General features: G+C 63.7%; 16 protein-coding genes. 7 read left to right on the forward strand and 9 right to left on the reverse strand.

All coding sequences use genetic code 11. From position 1 onward, the window contains the following. Nucleotides 1-20 precede the first annotated feature (20 nt). From CH286_RS03155 to mrf, 6 genes are all read right to left on the reverse strand, one after another. Nucleotides 21-1,739, reverse strand: coding sequence for a metallophosphoesterase family protein (locus tag CH286_RS03155; protein WP_094608306.1), 1,719 nt, complete (start codon nucleotides 1,737-1,739; stop codon nucleotides 21-23). 164 nt (nucleotides 1,740-1,903) lie between these two features. Continuing rightward, nucleotides 1,904-3,085 (reverse strand): RtcB family protein, encoded by a 1,182-nt coding sequence (locus CH286_RS03160; protein WP_094608389.1) that lies wholly within the window; start codon nucleotides 3,083-3,085, stop codon nucleotides 1,904-1,906. 320 nt (nucleotides 3,086-3,405) lie between these two features. Then, a complete protein-coding gene (locus tag CH286_RS03165) occupies nucleotides 3,406-4,467 on the reverse strand; it encodes a VIT1/CCC1 transporter family protein (RefSeq protein ID WP_032404317.1) in 1,062 nt (353 codons plus the stop codon). Nucleotides 4,468-4,493: 26 nt separating this feature from the next. Further along, nucleotides 4,494-4,661, reverse strand: coding sequence for a 50S ribosomal protein L32 (gene rpmF, locus CH286_RS03170; RefSeq protein WP_032404318.1), 168 nt, complete (start codon nucleotides 4,659-4,661; stop codon nucleotides 4,494-4,496). Nucleotides 4,662-4,663: 2 nt separating this feature from the next. Beyond that, on the reverse strand, nucleotides 4,664-4,924 hold the full coding sequence (locus tag CH286_RS03175; RefSeq protein WP_094608307.1) for a type B 50S ribosomal protein L31: 261 nt from the start codon (nucleotides 4,922-4,924) through the stop codon (nucleotides 4,664-4,666). Continuing rightward, nucleotides 4,921-6,171, reverse strand: coding sequence for a ribosome hibernation factor-recruiting GTPase MRF (gene mrf, locus CH286_RS03180; protein ID WP_094608390.1), 1,251 nt, complete (start codon nucleotides 6,169-6,171; stop codon nucleotides 4,921-4,923). The genes CH286_RS03175 and mrf overlap by 4 nt, the downstream gene beginning before the upstream one ends. Before the next feature lie 120 nt (nucleotides 6,172-6,291). Here mrf and rpmB point away from each other — a divergent pair, with 120 nt between their 5' ends. The 7 genes from rpmB to CH286_RS03215 all read left to right on the forward strand — a co-directional run bounded on the left by rpmB (nucleotide 6,292) and on the right by CH286_RS03215 (nucleotide 9,387). Next, the gene (gene rpmB, locus CH286_RS03185) at nucleotides 6,292-6,528 is read left to right on the forward strand and encodes a 50S ribosomal protein L28 (protein WP_094608391.1); all 237 of its coding nucleotides are present in this window, start codon (nucleotides 6,292-6,294) and stop codon (nucleotides 6,526-6,528) included. After that, on the forward strand, nucleotides 6,525-6,695 hold the full coding sequence (rpmG, locus tag CH286_RS03190) for a 50S ribosomal protein L33 (RefSeq protein ID WP_170944568.1): 171 nt from the start codon (nucleotides 6,525-6,527) through the stop codon (nucleotides 6,693-6,695). The genes rpmB and rpmG overlap by 4 nt, the downstream gene beginning before the upstream one ends. A 2-nt stretch (nucleotides 6,696-6,697) precedes the next feature. Continuing rightward, nucleotides 6,698-7,003 (forward strand): 30S ribosomal protein S14, encoded by a 306-nt coding sequence (gene rpsN, locus CH286_RS03195; RefSeq protein ID WP_032404321.1) that lies wholly within the window; start codon nucleotides 6,698-6,700, stop codon nucleotides 7,001-7,003. 14 nt (nucleotides 7,004-7,017) lie between these two features. Beyond that, complete coding sequence (gene rpsR / locus CH286_RS03200) at nucleotides 7,018-7,272, forward strand: 30S ribosomal protein S18 (protein WP_008719028.1); 255 nt, start codon at nucleotides 7,018-7,020, stop codon at nucleotides 7,270-7,272. Between the two features lie 82 nt (nucleotides 7,273-7,354). Further along, nucleotides 7,355-8,281, forward strand: coding sequence for an AEC family transporter (locus tag CH286_RS03205; protein WP_032404322.1), 927 nt, complete (start codon nucleotides 7,355-7,357; stop codon nucleotides 8,279-8,281). 46 nt (nucleotides 8,282-8,327) lie between these two features. Continuing rightward, a complete protein-coding gene (locus tag CH286_RS03210; protein WP_037155123.1) occupies nucleotides 8,328-8,792 on the forward strand; it encodes a hypothetical protein in 465 nt (154 codons plus the stop codon). Nucleotides 8,793-8,817: 25 nt separating this feature from the next. Beyond that, nucleotides 8,818-9,387, forward strand: a complete 570-nt coding sequence (locus CH286_RS03215; RefSeq protein WP_094608308.1) for a DUF1707 SHOCT-like domain-containing protein — start codon at nucleotides 8,818-8,820, stop codon at nucleotides 9,385-9,387. A 4-nt stretch (nucleotides 9,388-9,391) separates the two neighbouring features. On the opposite strand, the gene CH286_RS03220 is transcribed toward CH286_RS03215, so the two are convergent. From CH286_RS03220 to CH286_RS03230, 3 genes are all read right to left on the reverse strand, one after another. Beyond that, nucleotides 9,392-11,338, reverse strand: coding sequence for a vWA domain-containing protein (locus CH286_RS03220; protein ID WP_094608309.1), 1,947 nt, complete (start codon nucleotides 11,336-11,338; stop codon nucleotides 9,392-9,394). Further along, nucleotides 11,338-12,723 carry an ATP-binding protein gene (locus CH286_RS03225; RefSeq protein ID WP_032404326.1) on the reverse strand — a complete coding sequence of 462 codons (1,386 nt, stop codon included), beginning with the start codon at nucleotides 12,721-12,723 and terminating at the stop codon, nucleotides 11,338-11,340. The genes CH286_RS03220 and CH286_RS03225 overlap by 1 nt, the downstream gene beginning before the upstream one ends. Nucleotides 12,724-12,839: 116 nt before the next feature. Next, on the reverse strand, nucleotides 12,840-13,709 hold the full coding sequence (locus tag CH286_RS03230) for a DUF559 domain-containing protein (RefSeq protein WP_094608310.1): 870 nt from the start codon (nucleotides 13,707-13,709) through the stop codon (nucleotides 12,840-12,842). Nucleotides 13,710-13,813: the final 104 nt, after the last annotated feature.

Below are 13,813 nucleotides of genomic sequence, written 5' to 3' on the forward strand. Positions count from 1 at the left end.
AGTTCCACTCACCTGGGCACTCAGGAGGAGCCGAACCTCGGACCGATCGGGATGTCGCGGGTGAACGTCAACCTGTCGAACTCGTTGCCGTATTCGTCGATGGCACCGATGATCATCTTGCTGGGCGTGATCCCCGGAATACCCGGCACCACATCGACTCTGACGAACGAGTAGTTGAGGAACCGCACCCGAGACCAGGTGATGGACTCGGCCGACTTGGTGCCGTCCGGTGCCCACACGTAGCTGTTCGGAACTGCCGTGTCGGGGAGCTCGTGACCCCGATAGCTGACGCCTTCGCCGTCCTGGAACGTGTATCGGGGACGACCGCCCCCGCCGACGGTGTAATACACGGTGCCGTCCGTCTTTCCACTGACTGTCGCGTTGTCACCGGCGACCCGCGTCGCGCGATTGCCACGGATGGGGTCGGTGCGCTCGAAGACGTGATTGTGGGCCTGGAGCACCACATCCACCTCGTACTTGTCGAACAGCGCTACCCAGGCGTCGCGCACACCGCCGTCGCTCGCGTGGGTGGACGTCGTCGAGTACGCGCAATGATGGAAGAAGCAGACGATGAAGTCGATGTTCGGATCGGCACGGTATTTCGCGAGAGTCTGCTCCACCCAGGTGTTCTGGGCTCCCCCGCTGTACCCGGTGTTGGCCTTGATCTCGTAGCTCACGTCGTTCGCATCGAGCGACAGGACGGCAGTGTTGCCGTAGACGAACGAGTAGGCCGACGGGCATCCCTTGGGCCCGGTGGTCGGCTGATCGAGCCGCGCCGCGTGACCGCCGTATCCGTTGGGGCTGTACAGCGCCTCCATGTCGTGATTGCCGGTGGCAAACAACCACGGGGCGGTGGACGCACTCGCCTCGATCGCCTGAAAGTAGCCGTCCCAGACGAAGGGGTTGAACTTGTCGAACCCCTTCGGCGGTGTCTGTCCGTGCTTGGCGAACTGGGGAGGCAGACCTGCACCCGAAGGATCCGCATAGGCGATATCCCCGGCGAGAATGTGGAAGTCAGGACGCGACGCCTCGATCTGTCGATTGATGTTGCGCGCGTGCTTGACCGACGGTTCGTTGTCTGCCTTGTAGTACAGGTCGTCGTAGTCTCCGGCCACCAGACCCGCTGGCTGCGAGGGTGTTTCGTCGACGCCCTGATCGCCCATCATCGTGAACCGGAACGGAGCGATACGACCGGTCGGCAGTGCCGGGGACGCGCTGCGGATGTCGCTGACGAACCCGTCCGCGGTGCGCCAGCGGTAGTAGTGCGGCAACTTCGGCGTCAGATTGTCGACGGGCACGTGCACGTAGTACTGCTCGGCCGAGAGAATCCCACCGTCGGTCTGCGGCACCTGGCTGATCAGGTTGCGCACCTCCGCGGACGTTGTCGCGCCCAGTGCAGGCGTGGGGCCGTGATCGAGAAACACTCCGGTAAGCCCTGGGTTCCGCGAAAGCTGAGCCGAGAACCGCAGCTGCGTCGCCGGGTCGTTTCCGAATCCCATGTGCCGGCCGGCCACGGCCAATGGAGCATCCTGCGCGTAGGCAGTGCGTGCGAACACCGAATTCCCGACGCCTACCGCGGCGGCCGTCGCGGCGGCACCCACCAGGAAGTTGCGTCGACTGACCGGGTGCCGACGCAGGAACGACCGGTGCCAATCATGCTGTTCGGCCATGGTCATGTTCTCGGCGAGCGTGCCCGGGATTCCGGTTGCGACAGTCTCGCCTGCGGGATTGAGCGTCATGCATCGATCGTGACCGCACAGCCCCCTCGAACGCTGAACAGAACGGAACACTCGAAGTGAACAGACAGAGAACAGCGATGCACAACGGGACGAACGAGGACAATCCCGTCGTGCAGGGAACCTCGTGACCCACTCCGAGTTTCCATGCTTGACGGGAGGCCGATTCAGGTCCCCTTGACGTTGAGGATCTGCCGCAGCTCGTGCTCGATGCTCACCAGGTCTCGGGCGTCCTCCATCACGACATCGATGGACTTGTAAGCGTCCGGAATCTCGTCGATGAAGTCTGCGCTGTCACGAAACTCGATCCCCTTCATCCGCTCCCGCAGATCCTCGTGAGTGAACCGCTTCCTGGCCTCGGTCCTCGAGAACTGCCGACCGGCACCATGAGGAGCCGAGCACAGCCCGGCCCGCGAGCCCTTACCGACCACCACGTACGAACGAGTTCCCATCGAGCCCGGAATGATCGCCTTGACACCCGCGTGAGCGTCTACCGCGCCCTTGCGGGTGAGCCACACGTCTTTGTTCGCATGCGTTTCCTTCACCGTGTAGTTGTGATGGCAATTGATCCGCTCGACCTCTCGATGGTCGTCGGTTCCCATCCACTCGGCGAATACCGCACTGAACCTGTCCATCATCTCGGCCCGATTGAGGTATGCGAAACGCTGCGCCCACTTCAATTCTCGGAGGTACTGCCCGAATTCACGGGAGCTCTCGGGCAGGTACGCCAGATCCTTGTTGGGCAACGAGATCCACCACTGCGCACACAGACGCTGCGCGATCGCGATGTGCTTCTTGGCAATCTTGTTACCGACGCCCCTCGACCCACTGTGCAGAAACAGCCACACCCGATCGGTCTCGTCCAGGCACAACTCGATGTAGTGATTTCCGCCGCCCAACGAACCGAGCTGCTCACGCCACTGCGGTGAGTGATTGAGCTCGACACCGTCCTTGGCCGCCAACTCCTCGAGTTCGAGTAGCTTCGGTGCGGTGAAATCCCACCGGTCGACGCCGACGTTGTAGTTGCCCGGCGACAGCGGGATGCTTGCCTCGATGGCGAGTCGCAGGTCTGTCAGATTACGGCCGTCGACGTCGTCGAGGGTGAATTCCGTTCGGACGCCGATCATTCCGCAGCCGATATCGACACCGACGGCGGCCGGAATAACAGCACCGAGCGTAGGAATCACTGTCCCCACGGCGCTTCCCATACCGCTGTGGGCGTCGGGCATCAGGGCGACGTGCGGATGTACGAACGGCATCGACGCTGTTTCACGGGCCTGCTCGAGAGTCTTGTCCTCGAGCAGAGAAGCCCAATTGAGCAAACGTAAGCCCACCTTGTTCGGGGGCATGATGTTCCTTCCTGCCCCCTTGCACAAGAGGGCGCTATTCGATGGGTCGATTCACCAGCGGAGCTTGTTTGCCGCAGAGAGCGGCACATCGCTCCGGCGAATACGCGCGCAGCACAAGGCTCGTACCGGCTCTCGAGTCGAGAGCGGCACCAGACAGAACGGTTGCGCACATGATGAGAACCCTATCGATCGATGTGTAATCCACGCGAGCGAATTTCTCGCAACGTCGGGGATGGGACCGAATGCACGGAAGTGCGATGCTCAGACGGGATCCCGTCGATGAGGCCCGATAGTGTGCAAGCCTGCCCAAGACGCCGGCCCTACACTCCCCCACCGAATGCGAGTCCCAGCAAATACGTTGCCCCAGCCGCGCCGTAGCCGATGGCCAGCTGGCGCAGTGCACGTTTGACGGGCGGGCCACCGCTGAGCAGGCCCACCACCAGGCCGGTGCAGATCAACGCAATTCCGACGAGGACGGCGGCAACGGCAAGGGCCACATAGCCTTCGAGACCGAACAGGTACGGCAACACCGGGATGACGGCTCCCGAGGCGAAGAAGCAGAAGCTGGCTCCCGCCGCTCCGAGTCCTGTTCCGATGGACTCGTGCTCGTCGACGTCGGGTGCCATCTCGTCGTCGGTGGGCAACAGCCGCAACACTTCCGACGCTTTGGCGTCGGCCTCCTCGTGTGTCATTCCCCGGGCCCGGTACACCAGCGCCAGTTCGTTGGCGTCGACGTCGAGATGTTGGACGGCATCGCGCGCCGCACTGTCCGGGGACGACGCTTCGAGCAACTCGCGTTGTGAACGGACGGAGACGTATTCGCCCGCACCCATCGACAGCGCACCGGCGAGCAATCCGGCCAGTCCGGTGACCAGAACGATGTGATTGGACACTCCGGAGCCGCTGATGCCGAGCACGAGCGCGAGATTGCTCACCAGCCCGTCGTTGGCACCGAACACTGCGGCCCTGAACGTGCCGGACAGCCGATTGCGACCGCGCGCGGCGAGCGCTCTGATGACCTCGGCGTGGATCTGCTCGTCGGCGGTCATCGCCTCCGTTGCATCGGCGTCCGTGGCGTACGGCGAGCGAGTCTCGGCTCGTTGCGCCAACGCGAGTACGAACACCGAACCGAAGCGACGCGCCAGGACACCGAGGATTCGAGTGCGAATGTCGCCTTTCAGCGGCATGCCGACCCGCTCACCCAGCAGATTTCGCCAGTGCTGCTCGTGGCGGCCTTCCGCATCGGCGAGTTCGAGCAGTATCTCTCGCTCCTCGCCGGTGCGTCGGCCTGCCAGATCGCGATAGACGGCGGCCTCCGCCCGCTCGTCGGCGAGATACTGCCGCCATCGCTTCACATCTCGCGAACTGGGTCCATCGTTCATGATCGTCAAGATAGACCCGTCGGAGATCAACTCGGGTCGTACACCCCGGACTGCACTGCCTTGACCAGTCTGCGCGGCACTCGAAACTCCTGGCCACCCACGCGCACCGTCACCAGATCCGGGGCGACGGCCTTCCACTGCGCTCGCCTGCTTCGGGTGTTCGAGCGCGACATCTTTCTCTTCGGAACAGCCATGACTAGACGTCCTTTCGGCTTCGGCGGCCGTATCGCTTCTCGAACTTCTCGACGCGTCCCTGGGTATCCATCACGCGTGCGGCTCCGGTCCAGAAGGGGTGCGATTCGGACGAGACGTCGACGACGATCAGCGGGTAGGTGTTGCCGTCCTCCCACTCGGTCTCGCGCGCGGACGTCACGGTGGATCTGGTGAGGAACTTGTTTCCGGTGCTCGAGTCCTGAAACACGACCGGGTGGTAGTCGGGATGAATGCCTGGTTTCATTCTGTTGCCTCTCGTGATTGTTCTGCGTACGGGGATTCGCTGCTCTCGCAGGGGTCTTCGTGCCACTGACCGAACGGATCGGTCCAGCCGGACCACGCCGAGGGGTCGGTCATCTCGTCGTCGGAGACCAAGGCCCACTGGAGCGTTCGGTCGATCTCGGTGGGATCGGCCTCGTGAACGAGGATCACCAGCGAGGTATCGCGATCGCCGAACTCGTCGTCCCACCGCAGTGCCGCCATCGCCCGTCGAGTGGTGTCGATGCGATCCTGCTGCTCCGGAGTCATTGCGGCGAGCCACTTTCCGGCGCTCGCAACCCGCAATCCGCCGCCGGCCGATTCGATCCACAGCGCCTCGTCGGGCTGTGTGGCAACCCAGGCCCGTCCGCGGGCAGTGACAACGCCGTCGAGCAGCACGTCGATGGCCTCGTGCAATCGCTCCGGATGAAACGGCCGGGTTGCGGTGAACTCGACAAGTGCGACGCCGCAGTCGACAGTCAGCGGGGGCTGACCCCGAAGCAGCGGCGAGTGGGCATCGGTGATCGCACCGCGCCGGGCGTCCGCGGGCACAGAGGCGAGAAGCGCCGGGGCGTCGACCATTACGTCCTGGGCGACCCAGACAACAGGTGCGTTCGGTGCCAACCGCGCGAGGACAGCGGCAAGCCGAGCACGTTCCCACGCGTCGACCTCGGGACCGGCGGTGACGACAAGGGCGTCGGCGTAATCGACCTGGCCGACGACCAACTGCGCGACCGTTCGATCGTCGTCACCACTGGCGACGACGCCTCGATCGGCCATCGCGTCGTCGCCGGTGGCGTCGGCCAACCAGGTTGCGGCGTCGAGGCAGTCGATCACTGCTTCGATGCGGACGTCACGCGAGGCCGGACCGTCGATTTGCCCGACGATGCCCGCCACGACGACGTTCTCGACGGCCCAGCACAACGCCTCGGGCTCGAGCGCGGGGTCCATCGGGAGCACGATGCGATCGACACTGCTGCGCGTCGACAGTGCGCGCAGCAGCGGCAACAGGTCCTCGCGGAGCGTGCAGGAGACGCAGCCGTGCGCCAGTTCCAGAATGGTTTCGCGAGGGTTCTCGCCCAGCATGTAGAGCGTGCGCCGCACCACCCCTTCGGCGACTCGGCTCAGATCGTGGCGGACTGCAACGGTCCCGGGCGCGAGCAGCGACGTCACCACTGCGTCCATGGCTCCGGTCCAGCCGGAGACGAGGACCATCGGGGTTCGATCGTCCAGTGAGTTGTTCACGAGCACCCTTCTTCTCGACAACGATTGTCATTACCTGTGGATGCACGCTACATTCGAGAACACGCTTTGTCGAAAACGATTGTCATAACGGCAAGAAAAGGAGTGCTCATGTCAGCGCACTGCCAAGTCACCGGCCGCACCCCCGGCTTCGGAAAGTCGGTGTCGCACTCCCACGTGCGCACCAGCCGCAGGTGGGACCCCAATATTCAGCGCAAGACGTACTACGCGCCGAGCCTCGGCCGTCGCGTCACCCTCACGCTCTCGGCCAAGGGGATCAAGACCATCGACCGCGATGGCATCGACGCCGTGGTCGCCAAGATCCGCGCACGCGGGGAGAAGGTCTGATGGGCAAGAGCACCGACGTCCGGCCGATCGTCAAACTCAAATCGACTGCCGGTACCGGCTACACCTACGTCACTCGCAAGAACCGTCGCAACGACCCCGACCGATTGGTGATGAAGAAGTACGACCCGGTCGTCCGCAAGCACGTCGATTTTCGGGAAGAGCGTTAGCCATGGCAAAGAAGTCGAAGATTGAGAAGAACGAGCAGCGCAAGGTCATCGTCGCCCGCTGGGCAACGCGTCGCGCAGAGCTCAAGGAGACCATTCGCAAGCCCTCGAGCAGCGATTCCGAGCGCGTGCAGGCCCAAGCAGCACTGCAGCGTCTGCCACGCGATTCGAGTCCGGTACGATTGCGCAATCGTGACGCTGCGGATGGACGTCCGCGCGGTTACCTTCGGAAATTCGGGCTGTCCCGCGTGAAAATGCGCGAGATGGCACACCGTGGGGAGCTGCCAGGCGTCCACAAGTCGAGCTGGTAAGGGAAAAGGTAGAGATGGCAGTCAAGAGAGCACCGTCGAAGAAGGTCCGCGCAGAGGCGGGTCGTCGACCGAAGAAGAACCCGTTGAACGCCGCCAAGGTCACCACGGTGGACTACAAGGACATCAACCTTCTTCGTCAGTTCATTTCCGACCGCGGCAAGATCCGCAGCCGTCGGGTCACCGGGCTCACCCCGCAGCAGCAGCGCCAGGTCGCTGTCGCAGTGAAGAACGCTCGTGAAATGGCATTGCTGCCGTTCACCAGCCGCTGAATCAGCTTTCGAGAAAGGCCACGTAGCCATCCGGCTACGTGGCCTTTCTGTCGTTCCCTAGCAAGAGATGAGCACTTCGACGATGTCCGGCGTTCTCGAGGGCTTCACCGTCATCTTCGTTGTCATCGCACTGGGTTACCTGCTCGCCCACCTGAAAGTGCTCGGCGAGCACGGCCAATTCGTCCTCAGTCGACTCGTGTTCTTCGTCGCGACACCGTCACTGCTGTTCGTCACACTGGCGAACTCGGACCTGTCGGTCATCCTCTCGCCCGTGTTGGCCGTCGCCGGCTCCACGGCACTGCTCGTCGGAGCAATCTATTTCGTCATAGCGAAGCTCGCGCTGAAACGGGCCGTGCCCGACGCGACCGTAGGTGCGCTGGCGAGTTCGTACGTCAACGCCGCCAACCTGGGCATCCCGATCGCCGTGTTCGTACTGGGCGACGCCAACTTCGTCGCTCCCCTGCTGCTCTTCCAGATCATGATCTACACCCCGATCGCCGTGACCATCCTCGACATCTCCACCAAGATCGACGAGGTCTCGCTGTTCAAGACCGTCACAACGCCGTTCCGAAACCCGATCGTGCTGGCCGGAGCCGCGGGACTCGTTCTGTCGATCACGGGATTCGAGCTGCCCGAGGCATTGATGCAGCCGTTCCAACTGGTCGGAAATGCCTCCGTACCCGGTGCCTTGCTAGCCTTCGGTCTGTCCCTCTACGGTGCCCGCGTGCTGCAGAAGGGCATCAGTCCGCGACGGGACGTCGCCCTGGCAACGGTGTTCAAAATGGCGCTGCAGCCACTGCTCGGCTACCTGATGGCCCGGTTCGTCTTCGGTCTGGACGGTCACGACCTGTTCGCCATCGTCGTCGTTTCGGCACTGCCCACCGCGCAGAACGTGTTCGTCTTCGCCAGTCGCTACCAGCGCGGAGTGGTACTCGCCCGTGACACTGCGTTCGTGACCACGCTCGTGTCGATCCCCGTCATCGCACTCGTGACGGTGTTCCTCGCGTGAGCCGAACACAAAGGTTCTCCTCAGCTCTCGGCGCTAGTTTGGATGTATGAGGTTTCTCGCTGCAGGTGTCATGTTGTGCCTGCTGCTGGCGGGCTGCAGTACGGTCTCCGGTGGCGACGAGGACACAACGCCCACGGTCGGTTCCACCACTCCCGTCGGCCACATCCAGCAGCCGAGCGCCCCTCCGGTTCCACACGAGGTTCCCGTCGGCGACGTCGGCACCATGTTCGAGCCGACTCCTGATCTGATCCGAGCCACCACCACTCCGTTCGAGTCGTGGAGCCAGGTTTCCCCCAACACCATCGCCGTGCACTTCGTGACCGGTACTCCGGAGTGCTACGGGGCCGACGCCACGGTGACCGAGACCGACTCGACGGTCACCGTCGAGCTGCGTACCGGCACCAGACCCGACGCCGCCGACAAGTCCTGCATCATGGTTGCCGTCTACGCCACCATGCAGATGACGTTGGCATCGCCTCTCGGTAGCCGCACAATCTTGAATGCGGCCTGACCGCTACGCAGGTAGGGTCCGAGCGGTGAGCGATCAACTCCCCGACCGAGATCGAAGCCAGGTACGCGCGGCCGACGCCGACAGGAACCTGGTCGCACAGTTGCTCAGTGATGCTTTCGCGAACGGCCAGCTCACCGTGAGCGAGTACGACGAGCGCACTGCCGCGGTGTACCAGGCCAAAACCTACGGCGAACTCGATCTGCTGACCGGCGACCTGGCACTGTCTCCGCCTCCCGCGTCTGCACCGTCGGGTGGTTCCTCGAACGACCGCGTGATCGCCATCATGAGTGGTGCCGTGCGCAAGGGTGAGTGGACAGCCGCCTCGCGGATCGACGCCGTCGCCTTCTGGGGCGGAATCGAACTCGACCTACGACGGGCCTCGTTCTCCGCACCGGACACCACCATCAACTGTGTGGCCATCATGGGCGGCATCGAGGTCATCGTGCCGCCCGGGGTGAGCGTGGAAGTACGTGGCATGGGCATCATGGGCGGTTTCGAGCACGTCAGCGCGGCCCACCCCGGTGCACCGCGCGTCATCATCACCGGCTTTGCGTTCTGGGGCGGCGTCAGCGTAGACATCAAGGCTCCCGACTAGTGAGCTAGGACCGCCGACGCTTGAGGTAGTCGCTCACCACCGCAGCACCCAGCCCGTCCAGATCCGGCGCGATGACTCGTCCACCCACCCGCTCGGCCATCTTGTCGACGACCCTGGCCAGGCCGGGATCGTCGCCGAGCCGGAAGATCGTCACCTGCGCACCGAGTTTCGCGACGGTATCGAGCTCCCGCACGGTCAGTCCCAGAGTCTTCGACGACGGCGGGTAGTCGAAATACGCATGACCGTCCGGCTCGAGATGCGCGGTCGGCTCACCGTCGGTGACGATCAACACCACCGGCTGCGCGTTGGGATGACGCCGCAGATGACGCACTGCCAGCATCAGTGCGTGGTGCAGATTCGTGCCCTGATCGTAGGCACCGTCCAAGCCCGCCAGCTCCGACGCCGTCAATGTCTGTGCGTGCCTGCCGAATCCGATCAGCTGCAGATCGTCCCCGCGGAATCGAGTGCTGACCAGATGATTGAGAGCCAGTGCAGTGCGCTTCATCGGCACCCAGCGGCCGTCCATCACCATCGAGAACGACGTATCGACCAGCAATGCAACCGCGGCCTGCGTTCTGGTCTCGGTCTCGCTGATCTCCACATCGGTCACCTGCAGCTGCACCGGAAAGCTCGATCCTGTTGCCGCTGAACGCAGTACCGCATTGTTGACCGTGCGCGTCACGTCCCACGGTTCGGTATCGCCGAACTCCCACGCCCGCGACGCTCCCGTGGGCTCGCCCATCGCACCCGCCTTGCGAGTGTCCCGCTCGCCGCCACGTCGAGACAGTTTTCCCGCGACATCCTTCAGCGCGGACTGCCCCAGCTGACGCATGGCCTTGGGTGACAGTCGCCATTGGCCGTCGGCACCCTTGTCCATGAAACCCTGCTGCTGCAGCGCCTTTTCGAGCTCCGAGAGCATCCGCGCATCGGCCGCCGCCTCGGGCCCGAGTTGCTTCAGCAGAGCGTCCGCGTCGATGTCGTCGAGTGCGGCACCGTTGTACTGCTGCGAGAGCTGGTTTCCCAGGTTCTCGAGATCTGCGATGTCCTGGAGTGCACCGGTGCCGTCGCCCAGACCCATTCCGTTCTCGCCGCGGAAGTTCTGCGAGCCGTCCCAGTCCTCACCAGGCCTGGCCTGCTGCAGGTTCTGATCGAGTTGATCGAGCTGGTTCAACAGGTTCGAGTCACCGAAAGCCTGCTGCGCCAATGCATCCAACTCGGCCCGCTGCTCGGGAGTCAACGAGTTACGCAGCCGCTGCGCCGCCGCGGCCCGCTGTGCGAGCGAATCCAACAACTCGTCGACGTTCTTCGGGTTCTCCGGGAAGTGCTGACCGTGCTTGTTCATGAACTGGTCGAACTGCTCGTCGGTGTCCTCACCCTTGTTGTGGGCGTCGAGCAATTCGTTGAGGTCCTTCAGCATCTCGCTGATGGCCTGACGGTCCTCGTCGGTGGCACCTTCGAGGGCCTGCTTCATGCCGGCGAAACGCTGATCGAGCATTTCGCGTCCGAGCAGGTCCTTGATCTTCTCGTAGTTCTCGCGACCCTCCGACGAGCGCCAGTCGTAGTCCGAAAGCTCCTGCACTGCTTGGGCAGTGGACGGTGAGAGGTCGCCGATCTGCATCTCCTGGAACCGAGCGTCGTCATCGAGCGCACGCGCCAAGGCCTTGCGCTCCTCGAGCACCGCCTTGTCCAGCAGCTCACGCACTTCTTCCAGAGTGCCGTCGAGGTTGTTCTTCTTCAAGAGGTCTCGCCGACGCTTGGCCGCCTGAGCGGCCAGGTCGTCGAGCCCACGCAGGTTCTTCGTCCCACGCCGCAGCATCTCCTGCAATGCCCGACGCGGCGACGCCCCCTCGAGTACATCCTCGCCTATGGCGTCGAGCGCCTCGCGCAGATCCACCGGTGGTGCAAGGGGATCCGGCCCGTCGTGATACCGCCCGTATCTGGAGCGACGCATCAGCTGTACACCGTCTGACCGTCGTCGTCGGGATCCTTGGAGATCCGACGTGCGAGGTAGAGACCTTCGAGTGCGAGTTCGACCGCGGCTGCTTTCTCGCCGTCCGAGGTCGCGTTCAGCCGCTCGTGGATATCGCCGATGACCTCGACGTCAGGTAGCTCGTCGAGCAGAGCTTTGGCGGTGATCCGGTCGCCGGTGACGATCGGCTCGCCGGTCTCGACTGCCGTCACCAGCGCAGCGAGGTTGATGCCGCCGAGATGTGCCCGGACGGTATCGGCGGTCGCGCGGCGCAGCATGTGCTCGAGTACCTCGATTTCGCGTCCTTCCTCACCCGACTCGAACTCGACCTTGCCGCGCAGCACCTCGATGATGGTGCCGAGATCGACCGGCCGGGCCACGGGCTCGGCCTCGCCGAGTATCGCGGCCCGGTGAACGGCTGCGGCAGCGATGGTTTCGGCAGCTGCGATCGCAAATCGAGCGGAGACGCCGGAGCGCTGGTCCACCGACGGCGACTCCCGCAGCAGTCGAGTGAAGCGAGCGAGCACCTCGAGGAGGTAGGTCGGGACGGCGGCCTGAAGATCCGCTTCCTGTTCGATGACGGCTACTTCATCGTCCAGTTCCAGGGGGTAGTGCGTCCTGATCTCGGCACCGAAGCGGTCCTTGAGCGGGGTGATGATGCGTCCGCGATTGGTGTAGTCCTCCGGGTTCGCGCTCGCCACCAGCATGACGTCGAGTGGCAAACGCAGGGTGTAGCCACGAACCTGAATGTCGCGCTCCTCCATGACGTTGAGCAGCGAGACCTGGATGCGCTCGGCGAGGTCCGGAAGCTCGTTGATTGCCACGATGCCGCGATGGCTGCGCGGAACGAGCCCGAAGTGAATGGTCTCCGGATCGCCGAGGCTGCGACCCTCGGCCACCTTGACTGGATCGACGTCACCGACGAGGTCGGCCACCGACGTATCCGGAGTGGCGAGCTTCTCCGCGTATCGCTCGCTGCGGTGCCGCCACTCGATGGGAAGGTCGTCGCCGAGTTCTCCGGCTTTGCGAATACTGGCCGGCGTGATCGGTTCGTAGGGATGCTCACCGAGTTCGGCTCCGGCGATCACCGGCACCCACTCGTCGAGCAACAGATTCAGGGTGCGCAACAGGCGCGTCTTGCCCTGACCACGCTCGCCGAGCAGTACCACGTCATGACCGGCCAGAATCGCGCGCTCGAACTGCGGCAACACCGTCGAGCCGAATCCCACGATCCCCGGCCACGGATCTTCGCCGTCGCGCAATGCCTTCAGAAGATTCTCTCGCAACTCTTCCTTGATCGACCGCTGCCGATGTCCGGATGCCTTGAGTTCGCCGAGAGTGGAGATGCCAGGTTTGGTAGAGGTCACTTCTCCACGCTACGAGCGTTTGGCAATTGCTGCCATCGAGAGCGGAAGACCGCTGCCGCCGAGTTCGCACCTATGCCACTTGAACTGGACAAATCGCCCGCATAAGTGCGACCTCGCTACACCGGGGCACCCGCAGCCCGGAGCTTTGCCCTCACCCGGGCAACCACGTCGTGCGATCGGAGCCGCATCTGCTCGGAGTTGACGCGCACGATCTGCCACCCACACTGCTCCAGATCCTCGAACCGCTCGATGTCGCGAGTCCGCTGACGCTCATCGAGCCAATGGTGCACGCCTTCGTACTCCACCCCGACCCGCCAACGACGCCACCCCAGATCGATGCGTGCCACGAACCTGCCCGAACTGTCACGAATTTCGATTTGCGTCTCGGGTTTCGGCAACCCCGCCTCGACCAGCAGGAGCCGTGTGCGCGTCTCCTGTGGCGATTCAGCACCGCAGTCGACGACATCGAGTGCTCCGAACAAGCGCCGGATTCCTCGGGTGCCCGGTCGCTGCAGCGCATACGCACGTATGGCTTCCCCGTCGACCCCGGTTGCGGCAAGTAGTGAGTCGAGAAAGACCACAGATAGCGGCGGCGGCACCCAACGCCCGATATCGAATCCAGTGCGCACGGGAGTGGACACCGCGAACCCTTGGGCGGTCGTCACATCGTCGGTATCGAACGCGTCGTGGTGGATTCGAAGCCCGGGCAGCTGATGGGAACGACCTGCCGCAAGCACACTCGGAGGCGCAGTCGAATCGATCCATTTCGCACCATGAACTGCTGCTGCAGAAATACCTGCAATGACGGCACCGTGGCCGACGCAGATCGATGCGGCGAAGGCCATCGTTCGCGCATCGATAGTGGTCCCGTCGCAGACATACTTGTCGCGGAAGACCCTCACGTAGTTGCGGCTCAGCTCGTACCTGCTGAGAGCGCCCGAGCGTATCGCCTGCGAACCCCGAAACGGCCCGAACTGAATCCCCATGGCTTCAACCTTGGCAGGCTCGACACCCCGAAAAAGGCCTGCTCAGCCATCTGTGGATAACTTTCTATCCATCCACAGATCGCCGAATTCGCAGTTATGCGGCC

This window comes from Rhodococcus sp. WWJCD1, assembly GCF_002258735.1.
GTDB lineage: Bacteria > Actinomycetota > Actinomycetes > Mycobacteriales > Mycobacteriaceae > Rhodococcoides.

What these genes read in the sequence shown, in the direction of transcription:
- rpmB (WP_094608391.1), top strand. Translation starts at nt 6,292, where the DNA reads ATGTCAGCGCACTGCCAAGTCACCGGCCGCACCCCCGGCTTCGGAAAG.
- CH286_RS03205 (WP_032404322.1), top strand. Translation starts at nt 7,355, where the DNA reads ATGTCCGGCGTTCTCGAGGGCTTCACCGTCATCTTCGTTGTCATCGCA.
- rpsR (WP_008719028.1), top strand. Translation starts at nt 7,018, where the DNA reads ATGGCAGTCAAGAGAGCACCGTCGAAGAAGGTCCGCGCAGAGGCGGGT.
- CH286_RS03230 (WP_094608310.1), bottom strand. Translation starts at nt 13,709, where the DNA reads ATGGGGATTCAGTTCGGGCCGTTTCGGGGTTCGCAGGCGATACGCTCG.
- CH286_RS03160 (WP_094608389.1), bottom strand. Translation starts at nt 3,085, where the DNA reads ATGCCCCCGAACAAGGTGGGCTTACGTTTGCTCAATTGGGCTTCTCTG.
- CH286_RS03155 (WP_094608306.1), bottom strand. Translation starts at nt 1,739, where the DNA reads ATGACGCTCAATCCCGCAGGCGAGACTGTCGCAACCGGAATCCCGGGC.
- CH286_RS03220 (WP_094608309.1), bottom strand. Translation starts at nt 11,338, where the DNA reads ATGCGTCGCTCCAGATACGGGCGGTATCACGACGGGCCGGATCCCCTT.
- CH286_RS03175 (WP_094608307.1), bottom strand. Translation starts at nt 4,924, where the DNA reads ATGAAACCAGGCATTCATCCCGACTACCACCCGGTCGTGTTTCAGGAC.
- rpmF (WP_032404318.1), bottom strand. Translation starts at nt 4,661, where the DNA reads ATGGCTGTTCCGAAGAGAAAGATGTCGCGCTCGAACACCCGAAGCAGG.
- CH286_RS03165 (WP_032404317.1), bottom strand. Translation starts at nt 4,467, where the DNA reads ATGAACGATGGACCCAGTTCGCGAGATGTGAAGCGATGGCGGCAGTAT.
- CH286_RS03210 (WP_037155123.1), top strand. Translation starts at nt 8,328, where the DNA reads ATGAGGTTTCTCGCTGCAGGTGTCATGTTGTGCCTGCTGCTGGCGGGC.
- rpsN (WP_032404321.1), top strand. Translation starts at nt 6,698, where the DNA reads ATGGCAAAGAAGTCGAAGATTGAGAAGAACGAGCAGCGCAAGGTCATC.